This window comes from Streptomyces sp. NPDC054757, from assembly GCF_053612185.1.
This window is the reverse complement of the sequence record NZ_JBSHBW010000008.1, coordinates 74,245-94,304: the sequence shown is the minus strand read 5'-3', so window position 1 is coordinate 94,304 and position 20,060 is coordinate 74,245. Positions and strand designations below refer to the sequence as shown.

At 72.1% G+C, this 20,060-nt stretch carries 1 protein-coding gene; it reads right to left on the bottom strand.

Going from position 1 to position 20,060, the window contains the following annotated elements:
* Positions 1–103: 103 nt before the first annotated feature.
* Positions 104–19,999, bottom strand: a complete 19,896-nt coding sequence (locus ACWGKJ_RS13240) for a type I polyketide synthase (RefSeq protein ID WP_385024850.1) — start codon at positions 19,997–19,999, stop codon at positions 104–106.
* Positions 20,000–20,060 lie beyond the last annotated feature (61 nt).

Sequence of the window (20,060 nt, the reverse complement as noted above, 5' to 3'; positions counted from 1 at the left end):
GGTGAGCTCCTTGCAATGATTTTGAGCAGAGTCGGAGGTGACCCGTCCCGCACAGGTGCGGGGACGGACCGGTCGGCCGTGGCCGGTCAGGGCCTGAAAGGTGTCACTCGAGTTCCTCGACGAAGGCGAACAGCTCGTCATCGGTGGCGTCGTCGATATCGGCTGTGTGCCGCTTCTCGCTTCGGTCGGCGGCCTGCTCCCCGATGGTGTCCAGCAGCCGCCGCAGCCGGCTGGTGGCCATTTCGCGTACCGATTCGTCCATGAGTCCGGAGCGCATAGAGGCCTCCAGCCGGTCGAGTTCGCCCAGGACCGGTGCTGCCGTCGCCTCTTCCGGGGCGATCTCGGTGCGCAGCCGGTCGGCGAGCGCGGTCGGGGTGGGGTGGTCGAAGACGAGAGTGGCCGGCAGCCGCAGCCCGGTCACGGCGCTGAGCCGGTTGCGCAGTTCGACGGCGGTGAGCGAGTCGAAGCCCAGATCCTTGAAGGCCTGCCGGGCCTGCACCGCGTCCGCCGATGTGTGCCCGAGCACCGCGGCGGCCTCGGCGCGGACCGCGTCGGTCAGCACCCGGATCTGCTCGGAGCGGCCGAGACCGGCCACCCGAGTGGCGAGTTCGCCGTCGCTGGAGCTGCGCGAGACTCCACCCGCTGCGGCCCGCTCCGCTGCCAGTCGGCGGATCTCCGGGATGTCCCGGACCAGCGGCAGGTCCAGTTCGTCCGCCGAACCAGGTGCCGAGCCCAGCTGCTGCCAGTCGAAGTCCATCACCGTCACAGTCGGCTCCGGTCCGTCCAGCGACTCGCCCAGTGCCCGGACTGCGAGCTGCGGGTCCATCGGCGGCATCGGGATCCGGCGCATCCGGGAGCGGATGGCCTCGTTGGACTCGCCCAGACCGCCGCCGCCCCACAGGCCCCAGGCGACTGCCAGACCGGCAAGACCACGGGCCCGCCGGTTCTCCGCCAACGCGTCCAGATACGAGTTGGCCGCCGCGTAATTGCCCTGACCGGGCCCGCCCAAGGTGGAGGCCGCAGAGGAGAACAGTACGAACGCGTCCAGCTCCAGACCCGCCGTCAGCTCGTCCAGCAGCGACGCGCCGTGTGCCTTCACACCCAGCACGGTCTCCATCCGGGCAGTGGTGAGGCGGTCCACCACACCGTCGTCAAGGACGGCCGCGGTGTGCAGCACCGAGGACAGGGCAGGTCCGGTGCGGCCGATCCAGTCCAGCAGCCCGGTCAGGGGTGCGCGCCGGGATACGTCGCAGGAGACCACGTCCACGTGGGCGCCGGCGGTGGCCAGCTCCGCGGCCCGCGCGGCGATACCGGGCGCCGCCGCGCCGGAGCGGCCGGTCAGCACCAGCCGTTCGGCGCCGCGGCTGATCAGCCACTGCGAGATGTGCCCGGCGATGGCTCCGGTGCCGCCGGTGACCAGCACGGTCCCCCGCGGCGTCCAGGGGGTGCGGGGGTCGCGCCGCGGTACCCGGGACATCCGGCGGCCCAGGATCCCGGCGGAGCGGATGGCCGCCTCGTTCTCCCCGCAGCCTGCCAGCAGCGCCACAAGCCGGGCGCCCGCCCGGTCGTCCAGTGTCTCCGGCAGGTCGACCAGCCCGCCCCAGCGCTCGGGCTGTTCCAGTGCGATGACCCGGCCCAGACCCCAGACCTGTGCCTGCGCCGGGCGGGCCAGCAGCTCACCCGGGCCGGCCGCGACCGCACCGCGGGTGGCCAGCCAGAGCGGTGCCTCGATACCCGCGTCCCCGAGCGCCTGGACCAGGGCGAGGGTGCCGGCCAGTCCGGCGTTCACCACCGGGTGGTCCGGCAGCGGTGTCTCGTCCAGCGCCAGCAGAGACAGCACTCCCGAGACGGCGGAGGTGTCCGCCGCTCCGGTCAGCAGCGCGGCCAGTACTGAGCGGTCCGCCGTTCCGGCCGGAACCTCGACCACCACGGACTGGGCGCCGCGGCTGGAGAGCGCGGCAGCGGTCTGCTCGGCCGCACCGCCGTCCCCGCCCGCCGGGGCCACCACCAGCCAGGTGCCGGACAGCAGCCGGGAGTCCGGCTCCGTGATCGCCGACCAACTGATGCGGTAGCGCCAGTTGGCGGCGGTGGAGCGCTCCTGTTCCCGGCGTCGCCAGGAGGCCAGCGCCGGAAGCACCTCGCTGAACGGACGGCCCGCGTCCACGGACAGGGTCTCGGCGAGCCGCGTCGGGTCACCGCCTTCGACGGCGGCCCAGAACGCGGCGTCCACCTCACTGCCGGACCCGTCTCCGGCGGCGACGGCGCCAGGCACCGGCAGCGTCAGGAGACCTTCCGGCCAGAACCGGCTGCGGCGGAACGCGTAGGTCGGCAGCTCGATCTGCTCACCCGTGGGAAGGACCGACTTCCACTCCACCGGGGCGCCGTTGACATATGCCTCGGCCAGCGAGGTCACCAGCCGTTGCGTGCCGCCCTCGTCGCGCCGGAGCGTCCCGCAGACGGCGGCCGGCTCCCCACCCGGTCCGGTTTCCAGGGCGAGGTCCTGCAGGGTGTCGTTCATCGCGCCCATCAGTACGGAGTGCGGGGTGACCTCGATGAAGAGCTGGTGTCCGCGGCCCGCCAGGGTCCGTACCGCGCGGTCGAAGTGGACCGTGGCACGGAGGCTCCGGAACCAGTATCCGGCGTCCAGCTCCTCACCGGTCAGGGTCTCGCCGGTCATCGCGGAAACCATCGGCACCCTGCCCCGGCGCGGGGCCACCTCGGCCAGAACGGAGATGATCTCCTTCTCCAGCCGGTCCACCTGAGCGGAGTGCGAGGCGTAGTCCACCGCCACCATCCGCGCCCTGGCACCTTCCGCCTCGAACTCCGCCTTCAACTCCTCAAGCGCGTTCGGCTCACCCGAAACCACCGTCGCCGAAGGCCCGTTGACCGCCGCCAGCGACGCACGCTCACCAAAGCGGGCGATGCGCTCCTCGACCTCAGAAGCCGGACGGCTCACCGACAGCATCCCGCCCGCACCAGCAAGCACCTTCAGCGACTTCGAGCGCAGCGCCACCACCCGGGCACCGTCCTCAAGGGACAACATCCCCGCAACGGTCGCCGCAGCAATCTCACCCTGCGAATGCCCCACCACAGCCTCCGGGGCGACACCCGCCGCCTCCCACACCGCAGCCAACGACACCATCACCGCCCACAGAGCAGGCTGAACCACGTCAGCCGCTTCCAACGCGGGCGCACCATCCGCACCCGCCAACACCTCGTCCAACGACCAGTCCGCATACGGTGACAGCGCCGCCGCACACTCGGCAAGCCGCTCCTTGAACACCGGCGAGACCTCCGCCAGCTCCCGGCCCATCCCCGCCCACTGCGAGCCCTGACCTGCGAACGCGAACACCGGGCGGACGCCTGAGCGGGCCGTGCCTGACACCACAGCGCCGCCCGGAACACCCGTAGCCAGGCTCTCCAGACCACCGGTCAGCCCGGCGCGGTCCGTACCGACCACCACCGCCCGGTGCTCGAACACCGAGCGAGTGACCGCCAACGACCGGGCCACATCGGCCGGTTCCAACTCGGGACGGCCCACCGTCCACTCCCGCAGCCGCGCCGCCTGCGCGGTGAGGCTGTCCGCGGTCCGCCCGGAGAGCAGCCAGGCACCTGCGCCGGCGACCACCGGGATCACCGGTTCGGTACCCGGCTCGGTGGTGGCCTCATCCGTGTCATCGGCGGGCGCCTCTTCCAGGATGACGTGCGCGTTGGTGCCGCTCATCCCGAACGCCGAGACAGCGGCCCGGCGTACCCGGTCGCCGTCGGAGCACCAGTCCACCTGCTGGTTCAGCAGCCGGACCGCACCGGCCGTCCAGTCCACGTGGGACGACGGTTCGTCCGCGTACAGCGTCCGTGGCAGCTGCTCGTGCTGGAGCGCCAGCACCATCTTGATGATCCCGGCGACACCCGCAGCGGCCTGGGTGTGACCGATGTTGGACTTCACCGAGCCCAGCCACAGCGAGCCGCGCTCGCCGCGTTCCTGGCCGTACGTGGCCAGCAGCGCCTGCGCCTCGATCGGATCACCCAGCGTCGTACCGGTCCCGTGCGCCTCCACCACATCCACATCGGCGGTGGAGAGGCCGGAGTTGGCCAGCGCGGCGCGGATGACCCGCTGCTGCGAGGGGCCGTTGGGGGCGGTCAGACCGTTGGACGCACCGTCCTGGTTGACGGCGTCTCCCCGTACCAGGGCCAGCACCTTGTGGCCGTTGCGGCGGGCGTCCGAGAGCCGCTCGACGACGAGCATGCCCGCGCCCTCGGCCCAGCCCGTACCGTCCGCGTCCTCCGAGAACGCCCGGCACCGGCCATCCTCCGAAAGCCCCTGCTGCCGCGAGAAGTCGATGAACGTACCGGGGGTCGCCATCACCGTCGCGCCACCCGCGAGCGCCAGCGAGCACTCACCCGAACGCAGCGCCTGGCCCGCCAGATGGAGCGCCACCAGCGATGAGGAGCATGCGGTGTCGACGGTGACCGCCGGGCCCTCCAGGCCGAGGGCGTAGGACACGCGGCCGGAGAGGACGCTGGTGGCGTTGCCGGTCAGTACGTGTCCCTCGGCCCCGGACTCCTCGACCTGCCCTGCCAGCGTCACGCCGAGCCCGTAGCCGGAGGCGAAGCCACCCGCGAAGACGCCGGTGGCGCTCTCCCGCAGCGAGGACGGGTCGATCCCGGCCCGCTCCAGCGCCTCCCACGACGTCTCCAGCATCAGCCGCTGCTGCGGATCCATCGCCAGCGCCTCACGCGGACTGATCCCGAAGAAACCGGCGTCGAACCAGGCGGCGTCCCGCAGGAAGCCGCCGGAACGGGTGTACGTGGTGCCTGTGCTCTCGCCGTCCGGGTCGTAGACGTTCTCCAGGTCCCAGCCCCGGTCGGTCGGGAACCCGCCCACGGCGTCACTGCCGGAGGCCAGCAGCTGCCAGAACTCCTCCGGGCTGCCCGCGCCGCCGGGGAAGCGGCAGGCCATGCCGACGATCGCCAGCGGCTCGTCCGCCGGGGCCGCGACCCCGGTGGCGCCCGGAATCGCGGCGGTGTCCGGCTCCCCGTCGGTCAGCTCGCCGCGCAGGAACGCGGCCAGCGCGACCGGCGTCGGGTAGTCGAAGACCAGGGTGCTGGGCAGCCGGAGCCCGGTGGCCGTGTTGAGCCGGTTGCGCAGCTCGACAGCGGTCAGCGAGTCGAAGCCCAGATCCTTGAACGCACGCCGGTCCTCCACCGCCTCGGCCGAGGTGTGGCCCAGCACCACCGCGGCCTCGCCGCGCACCACATCCGCGAGCAGCCGCTCCTGCTCGGTGCGGCCCAACCCGGTCAGCTGACGCGGCAGTTCACCCTCGGCGTGGACGACGGCCGGGACGTCGCCGACGGCGGCCAGCCGGCGCACCTCGGGCAGATCCCGCACCAGTGGCCGCTTCAGCACCTCCGCGGTCCCCGGCCCCGAGGCGAGCTGCGGCCAGTCCACGTCCATGACGGTGACGGTGGCATCCGGGCCGCTCAGCGCTTCGTACAGGGCACGGACGGCGAGCTGTGGGTCCATCGGCGGCATCGCGCCGCGTCCGACCCTCGCCCGCACGGCTCCGCTCGACTCGGCCATACCGCCGCCGGACCAGGCGCCCCAGGCCACGGCCAGCGCGCTCAACCCACGGGCACGCCGGTTCTCCGCGAGGGCGTCCAGATAGGCGTTGGCCGCCGCGTAGTTGCCCTGACCGGGGCCGCCGAGGGTGGCGGCGGCCGCGGAGAACAGTACGAAGGCATCCAGGTCCAGGTCGGCGGTCAGCTCGTCCAGCAGGGCCGCGCCCCGGGCCTTGACCGCCAGCACCGTCTGCAGACGGGAGACCGACAGCCGGTCAACGACGCCGTCGTCCAGCACCGCAGCGGTGTGCAGCACCGACGACAGCGCCGGTCCGCTCCGCGCGATCTGCTCCAACAGGCCGCACAGGGACTCCCGTTCACTCACATCGCACGCCACGACCTGTACGGCGGAACCTGCCTGGGCAAGCTCCGCAGCCAGCACCGCCGCACCTTCAGCCGCCGGACCGGACCGGCTGGTGAGCACCAGCCTCTCGGCGCCCCGGCCGGAAAGACGGCGCGCCACATGGCCGGCGATCGCGCCCGTCCCACCGGTGATCAGGACGCTGCCGCGCGGCGACCAGCCCTCTCCGGAGACGTGTCGCGTCACACGTGCGAGCCGGCGGCCGAGGATTCCGGACGGCCGCAGGGCCACCTCGTTCTCCCCGCAGCCGGCCAGTACCCCGGCCAGCCGTGCACCGGACCGCTCGTCGAGCGTCTCCGGCAGGTCGATCAACCCGCCCCACCGGTCGGGGTGTTCCAGCGCCACGACCCGGCCAAGCCCCCAGACCTGTGCCTGTACGGGACGCGTCGGCGCCTCCTTCGCACCGGCCGCCACCGCGCCGGATGTGGCCACCCACAGCGGTGCCTCGATCCCGGCGTCCCCGAGCCCCTGCACCAGGCCGAGGGTGGCTGCGATACCGCCGGTCACCTCCGAATGGTCCGGCAGCGGCGCCTCGTCCAGCGCCAGCAGAGACAGCACCCCGGACACCGCGGAGGGCTCCGCCACCTTGCCGAGCAGCGCGGCCAGTTCGGCGCGCTCCACCGTCCCGTACGGGACATCGATCACCGCGACCTCGGCGCCTCGGGCAGCCAGCGCAGCCGCACACTGCTGCCGTGGCATCTCCGCGGAACCGGCCGGTACGAGCAGCACCCAGGTGCCGGTCAGCACGCGCGGGTCGGGCTCGGCGACGGGCGACCAGACCGTCCGGTAGCGCCAGTCGGCGGTGGCCGACCTGTCCAGCTCACGGCGGTGCCACGATGCCAGCGCCGGGAGCACCGTGCGGAGCTGCTCCTCGTCGTCGATGGCCAGGGTGTCGGCGATCCGTGCGAGATCGCCGTCCTCCACCGCTGCCCAGAACTCGGCCTCCGCAGCCGTGCTCGCGGCGTCGCCGTGTACAACGGCCGACGGCATGAGCGGGAGAATGCCCTCGGGCCAGTACCGCTGGTGCCGGAAGGCGTACGTCGGCAACTCCACCGGCTCACCGCCCGGCAGCACCCTCTCCCAGTCCACCGGGGCACCGTTGACGAACGCCCGTGCCAGACCGGTCAGCAGGCTCGCAACGCCCGCCTCGTCCCGCCGTTGCAGCGGGACGAAGGCCGGCTCCACACTCTGCACCTCAGCCACCGCCTCCGGACCGAGGGAGGACAGCGAACCGTCCGGACCCACCTCCACGAAGACCGAGACACCCTCACGGGCCAGGGCCGCCACCGCATCGGCGAACCGCACCGCCTGCCGCGTCTGCGCAGGCCAGTACCCCGCACCCGGCTCCGACACCAACTCACCACTCAGCGCACCCGCCCACATGATCTCCGGACGGCAGTACTCCAATCCCTTTGCGACATCACTCAGTTCGTCGAGCACCGGGTCCATCGCCGGGGAATGGAAAGCGTGCGAGACCCGCAGTCGCCGCACCCGGTGGCCCCGCTCCCGCCACAGCTCCACCACCGCATCCACGGCCCCGGCATCACCCGACACCACCACCGAATCCGGACCATTGACCGCAGCCACCGCGACATCACCGGACACCTCCACGAGAGAGGCGACCACCTCCGCCTCCGACGCATTCACCGCAGCCATCGCACCACCCGAAGGCAGCTCCTGCATCAGACGGGCACGCGTCGCCACGAGCCTGCACGCGTCCGGAAGTGAGAGGACACCCGCTACGTACGCGGCAGCCACCTCACCCACCGAGTGACCCACCACCGCATCCGGCCTCACACCAGACGCCTCCAGCACACCCGCCAGAGCAACCTCGAAAGCGAACAACCCCGCCTGCGCATACAGCGTCTGATCCGCCAACTCCGGATCCACACCATCCACGCCCAGGACCACATCCCGCACCCGATGAGCGGTCCCCAACTCCAGCTCCAACAACCCGCACACCCGGTCGAATACCTCGGCAAAGACCGGACTGCCCGCATACAGATCCCGGCCCATACCGGCCCACTGAGCACCCTGACCAGCAAAGATCAGACCCACCCGGGCATCCGCGGGTGCCACACCCGACACCACCGCACCCGACGACACCCCGGCCGCCAGATCGGATACCGCGGACATGAGCTCGTCCCGCTCCGTGCCCAGTACCACCGCGCGGTGCTCGAACGCGGATCGGGTCGTCGCCAACGACCACGCCACATCAGCCGGTTCCAGCCCCGGACGGGACGTCACCCACTCCCGCAACCGACCCGCCTGCGCCGCAAGACCCTCAGCCGACCGGCCGGACAGCAGCCACGCGCCGATGCCCGAACCCACCCGAGCCGATTCCCGCACCGCAGCCGGAGCAACGTCCCACACCGCAACGGCCGCCTCTACGGCGGGGGCTTCCTCGATGATGACGTGCGCATTCGTCCCACTGATCCCGAACGCCGACACCCCAGCCCGACGCGGACGCTCCCCCACCGGCCACGCCACCGACTCATCCAGCAGCCGCACCTCACCCGCCGACCAGTCCACATGCGACGACGGGTCCTCGGCATGCAACGTCCGCGGCAACCGCTCATGCTGCAACGCCAACACCATCTTGATCACACCAGCAACCCCGGCCGCGGCCTGCGTATGCCCGATGTTCGACTTCACCGCACCCAGCCACAACGGAGCACCCCCCGCACGCTCCTGACCATACGTAGCCAACAACGCCTGCGCCTCAATCGGGTCACCCAGCGTCGTACCCGTCCCGTGCGCCTCCACCACATCCACATCAGCAGCCGACAAACGCGCATTCGCCAACGCCGCACGAATCACCCGCTGCTGCGACGGACCATTCGGCGCCGACAAACCATTCGACGCACCATCCTGATTCACCGCCGAACCACGCAACACAGCCAACACCCGGTGGCCGTTGCGCCGCGCCTCCGACAAGCGCTCCACCACCAGAACCCCAGCGCCCTCGGCCCACCCGGTCCCGTTCGCGTCCTCCGAGAACGCACGGCAACGGCCGTCCACCGAAAGACCCTGCTGACGCGAGAACTCCACAAACGAGAACGGAGTCGCCATCACCGTCACGCCACCAGCCAGCGCCATCGAGCACTCACCCGAACGCACCGCCTGCGCCGCAAGATTCAACGCCACCAACGACGACGAACACGCCGTATCCACCGTCACCGCCGGACCCTCAAGACCCAACGCGTACGAAACACGGCCGGAAAGCACACTGGTGGAGTTGCCGGTCATCAGATGGCCCTCGACACCGGAGCCGTCCTGACCGGTGAGTGCCATGCCGATGGCGTAGCCGGATCCGAAACCGCCTGCGAAGACACCGGTCGCGCTGCCCCGCAGCGATGACGGATCGATCCCCGCCCGCTCCAACGCCTCCCACGACGTCTCCAACATCAACCGCTGCTGCGGATCCATAGCAAGGGCCTCACGCGGACTGATCCCGAAGAACCCCGCATCAAACTCCGCCGCACCCCGCAAAAACGCACCCGACTCCGTATACGAAGTCCCCGCACTCTCCCCCTCCGGATCGAAGAAACCCTCCAGATCCCAACCACGATCCGTCGGAAAACCACCCACCGCATCACCACCGGACGCCAACAACTCCCAGAACTCCTCAGGCGAGTTCGCTCCCCCGGGGAACCGGCACGCCATACCCACAATCGCCAACGGCTCATCCACCACAGGGGCCGCCACAGCGGCGACCGGGGCGGCGGTTGCGGCTTCGGCGGCGTTGTCCGGATGTGCGCCGACCAGTTCGCCGTGCAGGAAGGCGGCCAGCGCCACCGGCGTCGGGTGGTCGAAGACCAGGGTTGCCGGCAGCCGCAGCCCGGTCGCCGCGTTCAGCTGGTTACGCAGCTCGACCGAGGTCAGCGAGTCGAAGCCCAGGTCCCGGAACGCCTGCCGGGCCTGTACCAGCTCCGCCGATTCGTGCCCCAGTACGGCGGCGGCCTCGGCACGGACCACGTCGGTCAGCACGCGGTCCTGCTCCGAGCGGCCAAGACCGGCGAGCCGGGCGGCGAGTTCGCCCTCGGCCCTGGGAGCCGCACCGGCGCTGCCGGTACCGGCGCGCGCGGCGGCCAGTCGGCGGATCTCCGCCATGTCCCGGACCAGTGGCATCTCCAGGACGTGCGCCGTTCCCGGCGCCGAGCCCAGCTGCTGCGGGTCGAAGTCCATCACCGTCACGGCGGCGTCCGGACCGTCCACTGCCTCGACCAGGGCCTCCACGGCGAGCCGCGGATCCATCGGCGGCATCGCGGTCCTGCGCATCCGGGAGCGGATGGCCTCATTGGACTGTGCCAGGCCCTCACCGCCCCACAGGCCCCAGGCGACTGCCAGACCGGCAAGCCCACGGGCCCGCCGGTTCTCCGCCAGCGCGTCCAGATACGAGTTGGCCGCCGCGTAGTTGCCCTGACCGGGACCGCCCAGAGTGGAGGCCGCCGAGGAGAACAGTACGAACGCGTCCAGCTCCAGATCCGCCGTCAGCTCGTCCAGCAGCGCCGCGCCCTGGACCTTCACCTCCAGCACGGACGCCAGTCGCGCCGGCGAGAGGCGGTCCACGACTCCGTCGTCCAGGACGGCGGCCGTGTGCAGCACCGAGGAGAGTGCGGGGCCGCTCGCCGCGAGCCACTCCAGCAGCCCGGACAGCGCCGGGCGCTCGCTCACGTCGCACGCGACGATCTGGACTTCGGAGCCGGCTGCGGCGAGTTCGGCCGCCAGGGCCGCCGCGCCCGCGGCGGTCGGTCCGGAGCGGCTGGTCAGTATCAGGCGCTCGGCGCCCCGGTCGGCCAGCCGGCGCGCCACGTGTCCGGCGATCGCCCCGGTCCCGCCGGTGATCAGCACTGCGCCGCGCGGCGTCCAGCCCTCCCCGTGGCCGCCGCTCCGCGGGACGCTCGTCAGTCGGCGGCCCAGGATCCCGGCCCGCCGGACGGCGACCTCGTTCTCCCCGCAGCCGGCCAGCACCGCGACCAGCCGCGCACCGGCCCGCTCGTCCACGGTCTCCGGCAGGTCGACCAGGCCGCCCCAGCGCTCCGGGTGCTCCAGGCCGACGACCCGGCCCAGACCCCACACCTGCGCCTGTACCGGATGCGTCAGCGCCTCACCTCGGCCGGCCGCCACGGCGCCGCGGGTGGCGATCCACAACGGTGCCTCGATCCCGGTGTCCCCCAGGGCCTGGACCAGCGCGAGGGTGCCGGCCAGGCCGGCGTTCACCACCGGGTGGTCCGGCAGCGGAGTCTCGTCCAGCGCCAGCAGAGACAGCACGCCCGAGACGGCGGAGGTGTCCGCATCACCGGTCAGCAGCGCGGCGACCTGGGCCCGGTCGGAGGCCCCGGCCGGGGCCTCGACCAGTACGACATCGGCGCCGCGGGCAGAGAGCGCCGCGAGGCACTGCTCCCCCGCACCGCCGTCCGAGCCGGCCGATGTCACCACCAGCCACCTGCCGGACAGCGGCCGGGAATCCGGCTCGGCGATCGCTGACCAACCGATGCGGTAGCGCCAGTTGGCGGTGGTCGACCGGTCCTGCTCCTGGCGCCGCCAGGACGCAAGCGCCGGCAGTACGTCGTTGAACGGGCGCGCACCCTCCAGTGCCAGCGTCTCACCGAGTCGGCTCAGGTCCCCGCCCTCGACGGCGGCCCAGAAGGCGGACTCCGCGCCGGTACTCGCACCGTCGACTCCGGCGGCCAGGGAGCCGCCGATCGGGAGCGCCAGCATGCCCTCGGGCCAGTAGCGCCGGTGGCGGAAGGCATACGTCGGCAGCTCCACCTGCTCACCTGCGGGGAGGACCGACTTCCAGTCGACCGGTGCCCCGTGGACGAACGCCTCGGCCAGCGAGGTCACCAGCCGCTCCGTGCCGCCCTCGTCCCTGCGCAGCGTCCCGCAGACGGCGGCCGGCTCGGCACCCGGTCCGGAGTGCCGGGCGACATCCTCCAGGGTGTCGTTCATCGCACCCATCAGCACCGGATGCGGCGTCACCTCTACGAAGACCTGGCAGGCCTGCCCGGCCAGCACTCGTACCGCGCGGTCGAAGTGCACGGTGGCGCGCAGGCTGCGGAACCAGTACCCGGCGTCCAGCTCCTCACCGGACAGCGTCTCCCCGGTCATCGCGGAGACCATGGTGACCCGGCCGCGGCTCGGGGATATCCCGGCCAGCGCGGCCGTGATCTCCTCCTCAAGCCGGTCCACCTGAGCGGAGTGCGAGGCGTAGTCCACCGCCACCATCCGCGCCCTGGCACCCTCGGCCTCGAACTCCGCCTTCAACTCCTCCAGAGCATCCGGCTCACCCGAAACCACTGTCGCCGAAGGCCCGTTGACCGCCGCCAGCGACGCACCATCGCCAAAGCGGGCGATGCGCTCCTCGACCTCGGAGGCCGGACGGCTGACGGACAGCATCCCGCCCCGGCCCGCCAGCACCTTCAGGGACTTCGAGCGCAGCGCCACCACCCGGGCGCCATCCTCAAGGGACAACATCCCCGCAACGGTCGCCGCCGCGATCTCACCCTGCGAATGCCCGACCACAGCCTCCGGGGCGACACCGGCCGCCTCCCACACCGCAGCCAACGACACCATCACCGCCCACAGAGCAGGCTGAACCACATCAGCCGCCTCCAGCGCAGGCGCACCCTCCGCACCCGCAAGCACCTCGTCCAACGACCAGTCCACATAAGGCGAGAGCGCCGCCGCACACTCACCCAGCCGCGCCGCGAACACCGGCGAAACCTCCGCCAGCTCACGCCCCATCCCCACCCACTGCGAACCCTGACCCGCGAAGACGAACACCGTGCGGGCGCCCGGCCTGGACGTGCCCGCGACCAGCGAGCCCGAGGGGGTGCCGGACGCCAGGCTCGCCAGGCCCGCCAGCAGCTGCTCGCGGTCGCTGCCGACGATCACAGCGCGGTGCTCGAAGACCGAGCGGGTGGCCGCCAACGACCGGGCCACATCCACCGGTTCGAGCGAGGGGCGGGCCGAAACCCACTCCCGTAGCCGGCCCGCCTGGGCTGCCAGCGCCTCGGCGGTACGACCGGCGACCACCCAGGCTCCGGCACCGGCTACCGGTATCGGCGCCGCTTCCGATGGCGTCTGGCCTTCGGGGCCGTCGACCGCGTCGGGCTCCGTCGCGGGGGCCTCCTCCAGGATGAGGTGGGCGTTGGTGCCGCTGATGCCGAACGAGGAGATGCCTGCCCGGCGCACCCGGCCGTCGGACTGCCACGGAACCGCCTCGGTGAGCAGCCGCACATCACCGCCCTCCCAGTCCACGTGCGAGGACGGCACCTCGGCGTACAGGGTCTGTGGCAGCTGCTCGTGCTGGAGGGCCAGCACCACCTTGATGACACCGGCGACCCCGGCCGCGGCCTGGGTGTGACCGATGTTGGACTTGACCGAGCCCAGCAGCAGCGAGCCGCGCTCGCCGCGTTCCTGGCCGTACGTGGCCAGCAGCGCCTGCGCCTCGATCGGGTCACCCAGCGTCGTACCGGTGCCGTGCGCCTCCACCACATCCACATCGGCGGTGGAGAGGCCGGAGTTGGCCAGCGCGGCGCGGATGACCCGCTGCTGCGAGGGGCCGTTGGGCGCGGTCAGCCCGTTGGACGCGCCGTCCTGGTTGATCGCGGAGCCGCGCAGTACGGCGAGCACCGGGTGCCCGTTGCGGCGGGCGTCCGAGAGGCGTTCCACCACCAGCATGCCGGCGCCTTCGGCCATGCCCATGCCGTCCGCGTCGTCCGAGAACGCCTTGGAGCGCCCGTCCGCCGCCAGGCCGCGGGCGTGCGAGAACGCCAGGAAGCCGTCCGGGCTGGCCATGATCGTGACGCCGCCGGCCAGGGCGAGCGAGCACTCCCCGTTCCGTAGGGCCTGGGCCGCCAGGTGGAGAGCGACCAGTGAGGAGGAGCACGCGGTGTCGACCGTGACGGCCGGGCCCTCCAGGCCGAGGGTGTAGGACACCCGGCCGGAGAGCACGCTCGCCGCGTTGCCGGTCATCAGATGCGCCCCGAGGCTCTCCAGCTCCTCCTCGTCGGTGACGCTGACGGCGAGGTAGGAGGAGCCGTATCCGCCGACGAAGGCGCCGGTACGGCTGCTGCGCAGGGTCGCCGGATCGATGCCGGCGCGCTCCAGGGCCTCCCAGGAGGTCTCCAGGAGCAGCCGCTGCTGCGGGTCCATCGCCAGGGCTTCACGCGGGCTGATCCCGAAGAAGCCCGGGTCGAAGGCGCCGGCTTCCTGGAGGAAGCCGCCGACCTGCGTGTAGGAGGTGCCGGCGTTCTCGATGTCCGGGTCGTAGAGCGCTTCGAGGTCCCAGCCGCGGTCGGTGGGGAAGGTGGAGAGTCCGTCGGCGCCGTCGGCGAGCATCTGCCACAGCTCTTCCGGGCTGGTCACTCCGCCCGGGAAGCGGCAGCCCATGCCGACGATCGCGATCGGCTCGTCCGCTGCGAACGCGGCGGTGGTCTCGGGGGCGGCGGGGGCCGCGTCATCCGAGAGGTCGCCGACCAGCTGCTCCCGCAGCTGTCCTGCCAGCGCGACCGGGTTGGGGTAGTCGAAGACGAGGGTGGTGGGCAGCCGCAGCCCGGTCGCCGGGTTGAGCCGGTTGCGGAACTCGACGGCGATCAGCGAGTCGAAGCCCAGGTCGGTGAAAGGCCGGCCGGCCTCGACGGCGTCGCCGGAGGGGTGCCCGAGCACGGCCGCCGCGTGGCTGCGGACCAGGTCGAGCAGGAGCCGGTCGCGCTCCGGGGCGGGCAGCGCCACCAGTTGCTCGCGCAACTCCTTGGCGGCACCGGCTCCGGTCCCTGCGGTGGCTGCACCGGCAGCGGAAATGACAGCGGCCCTGCGCGGGACGAGGTCGTCCGCCAGCTCCGTCCAGAGTGCGGGGATGCCGGTGGCGCCTGCCTGGGCCCGCAGCCCGGCCTTGTTCAGACGGGCCGGTACGAGGAGTGCATCGGCCCGCTCCAGGGCCAGGTCCAGCAGGGTCAGGCCCTCGTGCTCGCTGAGCGCGGCGAGGCCCGAGCCGGTCATCCGGCGGAGCATCACCTCGTCCAGATCGCGGCCGATTCCGGCCTCCGGCATCCACGGGCCCCAGGCCAGCGCGGTACCGGCAAGGCCGGCGGCCCGCCGGTCGGCGGCCAGGGTGTCGAGGAAGGCGTTGGCGGCCGCGTAGTTAGCCTGGCCCGCACCGCCGAAGACGGAGGCCACGGAGGAGAACAGGACGAAGTGGTCCAGGTCCAGGTGGCGGGTGAGATCGTGCAGGTGGCAGGCCGCGTCCACCTTGGGGCGCAGTACGGCGGCCAGCTGCTCGGCGCTGAGCGAGTCGACCAGACCGTCGTCGATGATGCCCGCGGTGTGTATGACGGAGCGCAGCGGGCGGTCGGCGGCGACAGCGTCCAGGACAGCGGCCAGCGCGTCCCGGTCGGCCGCGTCGCAGGCGATCACCCGGACGTCCGCGCCCTGCGCGGCGACCCCGGCGGCCAGTGCGGCGACACCGGCGGCGGCCGGACCGGAGCGGCTGAGCAGCAGAGCCTCGCGGGCCCTGCCCGTGGCGGCCAGGTGCCGGGCGACGACTCCGCCCAGGGTTCCGGTGCCGCCGGTCACCAGCACGGTGCGCGAGTCCGCCGTGGCGGCCTCCCGCGGGTGACCGGTGGCGTCCCGGGCGCCGGTGGGGCGGACCATGCGCCGGACGTAGCCGCGCTGCTCCCGTACGGCCAGCTCCGGTTCGCCGGCAGCCAGGGCGGCGGGCAGCGCGACCGGGTCGCCCGCTCCGCCGTCCGCGGAGAGGTCGGCCAGTACGAAACGGCCGGGGTGCTCCATCTGGGCCGAGCGCAGCAGGCCCCGGAGCGCGCCGGCCGCCGGGTCCTTCACTTGCTCACCGGGGAGTACCGACACACCTCCACACGTGACCAGGACGAGCTGGGCGTCCGTCAACTTTGTTGCGGACAGCCACTCCTGAATAAGCGTCAGTCCTGCGGTTGCGACCTTCCGGGCGGCCTCGGCGACTCCGTGTCCGTCCGTGCCGCCAGGTCCGCTCTCCGCGTCACTGCCGCTGATGCAGGCGAGCACGGTACTGGGGACGATCTCGCCCGCGCTGACGGCGGCATCGAGTTCGGCGACCCCGGCGTAGCTGTGCACCGGTGTCCCGGCGGCGTTCAGCTGCTCGGCCACGGCGAAGCGGTCGGCGCCGATCAGCGCCCACTGCCCGTGCGATGCCGGGTGCAGGGCCAGGTTCTGGGCGGTCTTCCGGGAGTCGTTGCGGTGCTGCGGAAGCCACTCCACCGTGAACAGGGCGTCCCGGATCCACGCGTCGTCCGTCCGCAGCTGGTCAGCGGAGAGCGGCCGGGTCTCCACCGAGGCCACCGACAGCACCGTCGTTCCGGAGGGATCGGCGGCGGTGAGCGCCAGCGTGCCGTCGGCGTCCCGGCGCAGCCTGACCCGCAGCACGGACGCGCCGGCGGCGTGCAGCTCCACGCCTCTCCAAGCGTGGGGCATACGGATCCGGTCGGGTCCACCGTCCGCCTCCCGTCCCTGTGCCTGCCCGGCCACAAGGTCGGCGAGCAGCGCCGCGTCGAGCAGTACCGGGTGCAGTCCGTACAGGTCGGCGGCGCCGGCGTCCTCCGGCAGTGCCACCTCGGCGAAGACGTCCTCGCCGCGCTGCCAGACGGCTTGCAGGCCCTGGAGGGCGGGGCCGTAGACGTCGGCCATCCGTACGGTGTAGAGGTCGGCGATGTCCAGCGCGCGGGCGTTCCGTGGCGGCCAGGCAGTGAGGTCGGCCGGCGTCCGGGGTGTCTCCTGCGCGGAGTCCCGGGCTGGGGCGACGAGGGCCGTGGCGTGCCTGACCCAGCTGTGCTCCTCCTCCGAGCGGTCCGGGCGGGCGAAGACGTCCACCTGACGGCGGCCTTCCTCGTCGCCCGCGCCGACAACCACCTGGATCTGCATCCCGGCGCCCTCGGTGGGCAGCACCAGCGTTTCCAGCAGGGTGAGTTCGTCGAGATGTGAGCAGCCCGCCTGGTGCCCCGCACTCACCACCAGCTCCACGAAGCCGGTGCCGGGAAGCACCACCACACCGCCGACGGCGTGGTCGGCCAGCCAGGGCTGGGTGCGTACGGACAGCCTGCCGGTGCAGACCAGTTGGTCCTCGCCTGCCAGGTCGACAACGGCACGCAGCATGGGGTGGCCCACTGCCTCCAGGCCCAGCTCGGCCGGGTCTCCGGCTCCCGGCTTCACCGTGCCGGGCAGCGCCATCATGCCCTTGGGCCAGTAGCGCTGGTGCCGGAAGGCGTACGTCGGCAACTCCACCGGCTCACCCACCGGCAGCACACGCTTCCAGTCCACCGGGGCACCACTGACGAACGCCCGCGCCAGACCCGCCTCCAGACCGGTGGCCCCCTCCTCCGTACGCCGCTGGAGCGGGACGAACGCAGGCTCGACACCGCCGACACCGGCCACCGCATCGGGACCGAGCGAGGACAACGACCCGTCCGGACCCACCTCCACGAAGACCGAGACACCCTCACGGGCCAACGCGGCCACCGCGTCCGCGAACCGCACCGCCTGGCGCGTCTGCGCGGGCCAGTACCCCGCCTCCGGCTCCGACACCAGCTCGCCGGTCAGCGCACCCGCCCACAGCACCTCAGGCCGGTGATACGCCAACCCCGCCGCCACAGAACCCAGTTCATCGAGCACCGGGTCCATCGCCGGAGAATGGAAGGCATGCGAGACCCGCAGACGCCGCACCCGGTGGCCCCGCTCCCGCCACAGCTCCAACACCGCATCGACGGCTTCGGCATCACCCGACACCACCACCGAGTCCGGACCATTGACCGCAGCGATCACCGCCACACCCGGCACCTCGGCCAGCGAAGCGACCACCTCCGCCTCCGACGCGTTGACCGCAGCCATCGCACCACCGGCGGGCAGCTCCTGCATCAACCGTGCACGGGCCGCCACGAGCCTGCACGCATCCGGAAGCGACAGCACTCCCGCCACGTACGCGGCAGCCACCTCACCCACCGAGTGACCCACCACAGCGTCCGGCTTCACACCGGCCGCCTCCAGCACAGCCGCCAGAGCAACCTCAAAAGCGAACAACCCCGCCTGCGCGTAAAGCGTCTGATCCGCCAGACCACCCTCCACGCCGTCCACACCCAGGACCACACCCCGCACCGGGTGAGCGGACCCCAACTCCAGCTCCAGCAACCCGCACACCCGGTCGAACACCTCGGCAAAGACCGGACTGCCCGCATACAGGTCCCGGCCCATACCGGCCCACTGCGCACCCTGACCCGCGAAAATCAGACCCACCCGCGCACCCGTCCGGGCCACACCGGAAACCGTGGAACCCGAAGGCACCCCGGCCTCCAGCTTCCCCAGACCGGAAACCAACTCCTCACGCCCCGAACCCAGCACCACCGCACGATGCTCGAAAGCCGACCGCGTAGCCGCCAACGACCACGCCACATCCGCAGGCTCCAGCTCCGGACGGGACGCCACCCACTCCCGCAACCGACCCGCCTGCGCCACAAGCCCCTCAGCCGAACGCGCCGACACCAGCCAAGCACCGGCGCCTTGCAGGATCGGCTCAGCGGTCGGGCCGCCGACGTCCTCGGGCGCGGTGTCCTCGCCATCCGCGCCGTCCGCATCCGCCGAGTCCTCGGCCGACTCCTCGGCCGGCGCCTCCTCCACGATGACGTGCGCATTGGTGCCGCTGACACCGAACGAGGAGACACCACCGCGTCGTACGCGCTCCCCCAGCGGCCAGGGCCGGGCCTCGCTCAGCAGCTCGACGTCCCCGGCCGACCAGTCGATGTGCGGCGAGGGCTGCTCCGCGTGCAGGGTCTGCGGCATCTGCTGGTGCTGAAGCGCCAGCACCAGCTTGATGACGCCCGCGATACCGGCCCCGGCCTGGGTGTGGCCGATGTTGGACTTCACCGAGCCCAGCCAGACCGGCTGGTCGTCCGCGCGGCCCTGCCCGTAAGTGGCGAGCACCGCCTGCGCCTCGATCGGGTCGCCGAGCGTGGTGCCCGTTCCGTGCGCCTCCACCACGTCCACATCGGCGGTGGACAGACGGGAGTTGGCCAGCGCGGCCCGGATGACCCGCTGCTGCGAGGGGCCGTTGGGCGCGGCCAGCCCGTTGGACGCACCGTCCTGGTTGATCGCCGAGCCGCGGACCACCGCGAGCACCGGGTGCCCGTTGCGGCGGGCGTCCGAGAGCCGCTCAAGGACCACCATGCCGGCGCCCTCGGATATGCCCATGCCGTCCGCTTCGGATGAGAACGCCTTGCAGCGCCCGTCCCCCGCGAGCCCCAGCTGCTTGGAGAACTGGGCGAACATGACCGGGACGGTGGTGACCGTGACCCCGCCGGCCAGCGCAAGCGAGCACTCCCCGGAGCGCACCGCCTGGCAGGCCAGATGGAGCGCCACCAGCGAGGAGGAGCACGCGGTGTCCACCGTCACCGCCGGGCCTTCAAGCCCCAGCGAGTACGACACGCGGCCGGAGATGACGCTGGTGGAGGTACCCGTCATCAGGTGGACGTCGAGGTCCTCGTCGGTGCCGAAGCCGTAGCCCGACAGCGAGGCCCCGGCGAAGACACCGGTCTGCGAACCGCGCAGGGAGTCCGGGTCGATACCGGACCGCTCCAGCGCCTCCCAGCACACCTCAAGCAGCAGCCGCTGCTGCGGGTCCATGGCGACGGCTTCACGTGGGCTGACCCCGAAGAAGCCGGCGTCGAACCCGCTGGCGTCCGCGATGAAACCGCCTTCGGGAAGCCGCGTACGGCCGTCCGGGCCCTCCCCCCTCAGCTCATCCAGGTCCCAGCCGCGGTCGGTGGGAAGGTCGGCAATTCCGTCGCGTCCGGTGGCCAGCAGATTCCAGAAGTCCTCCGGATTCTCAATTCCTCCGGGATAACGGCAGCCGATGCCCACGATCGCAATGGGCTCATGGCTGCGCTCCTCGACCTCACGCAGGCGTTGACGCGTGTTGTAGAGGTCCGTCGTTACCCACTTGAGATAATCGCGGAGGGCCTCTTCATCTGCCATCGGATCTCACCAATCCAGTTCGTGAAAAACCCACACGTGCCATCCGCACCTGACGGGGTAC

Excerpts from the sequence above, each read along its gene's own strand:
- ACWGKJ_RS13240 (WP_385024850.1), bottom strand. The coding sequence starts at position 19,999 with ATGGCAGATGAAGAGGCCCTCCGCGATTATCTCAAGTGGGTAACGACG.